This is a genomic window from Myceligenerans indicum, assembly GCF_016742955.1.
In the GTDB taxonomy this organism is placed as follows: Bacteria; Actinomycetota; Actinomycetes; order Actinomycetales; family Cellulomonadaceae; genus Myceligenerans; species Myceligenerans indicum.
The window spans coordinates 1-1,193 of the sequence record NZ_JABBYC010000129.1 but is presented as its reverse complement, the minus strand read 5'-3'; the positions used below and the strand labels follow the sequence as shown (position 1 = coordinate 1,193).

Annotated in this window: 3 protein-coding genes; all 3 read right to left on the bottom strand. The window is 60.0% G+C overall.

What is annotated here, in order from left to right; genetic code table 11:
* The coding region (locus tag HGK34_RS22375; RefSeq protein WP_207193656.1) for a hypothetical protein at positions 1-228 on the bottom strand (228 nt) is incomplete at its 3' end.
* Positions 229-305: 77 nt separating this feature from the next.
* Complete coding sequence (locus HGK34_RS22225) at positions 306-605, bottom strand: hypothetical protein (protein ID WP_201851610.1); 300 nt, start codon at positions 603-605, stop codon at positions 306-308.
* 93 nt (positions 606-698) lie between these two features.
* The coding region (locus HGK34_RS22220; protein ID WP_207193655.1) for a hypothetical protein at positions 699-1,193 on the bottom strand (495 nt) is incomplete at its 5' end.

The following is a 1,193-nucleotide window of genomic DNA, read 5'->3' as shown; positions in this document are numbered from 1 at the left end:
CAGCACCACCACCGGCCGGAACCGGCGCACGCAGCGACACGCGCACGCGAAACGCGCCCAAACGAGACCAACGGCCAACTCAGCCGAACCGCTCAGGCCGGGCCACACACCACGCGAAGGATCAGGGTCAAGCGCTTCCTCGTTCGAAGCGGCGCTGACCTCGACAAGCCATGCGCGCAGATCTCGCCGAATCCAGGGAGCCGCGAGATCGCTGTTCTTGAGGTGCATTCCAGGGCCTTTCTTCGGCCCGCTCGACCAACGGGGCACAAGTACCGATTGACATACTGACAGATGAAGCCTGGCAGTCATGTTCTATCTACCAACCTGGCTGCAAGATCCGAGGAAAACGGACTCAAAGCTTTCCACGATTCAAGCGATGAGTTCGCAACAACTTCCTCCACTAGTGCAGCCAGACGTCGCACCAACTTAACCTCGTCAATGTATAGAAAGTGGCCGACCATACCTTCTGGGTTGTCGAGAACACCACAGTCGTCGAAAAAATCCAAAATATCGTAAACCAGCTCGTCATTGCTCCCTTGCGCTGCAGCTTCCGCGAATGAGGCATCACCCATCGCCTGAAGAACGTCGACAAACTGCTCACGCAACCAGGGAGTATCCAGGTCTCCTCTATTTGCCATTCCATGAACTCCAAGTCAACCACTCAGTCAGCGGAATATGAGACTCGTCCGGCACATCTTTCACCTTCGCCCCTGCTGGCAGCTGTTCGCCGCAGGACCGCACGCCCCTGCAATGCTGGTTCCCGGTACCGCGCATGACTCACCGGTTGTTCCGATCGCCGCCTGGCATGCCGCGGAGGTGGATCCGCACATCGTGGTGATCCCGCTCGCGGCGACGCCGACGGGGATCGCCTGTGTGTTGACGTACGGGTCCGGGTAGGCCCAGGCCGGCTTGTCGATGCCGAACTGCGGCATCTGGGACAGGGCCTGGTTGAACGACGCCATGCTTGCGTTGAAGTTGGTCATGCCGGCGCTGAAGCCGACCATACTGGCACCGAACCCGGCCATGTGCGCATCGAAAGCAGCCATGCCAGTGCTCAGACGAGCAAGGGCCTTCGCCCCGAGAAGTGGACACGTCATCGTGTGGTCATGCGGCAGGCTGCAGCGTAGCTGTTTGAAGGTTCTTCTCGTAGTCGGCCGGGCTCTGGTTTCCCAGGCGTGAGTGGGGTCGTCGGG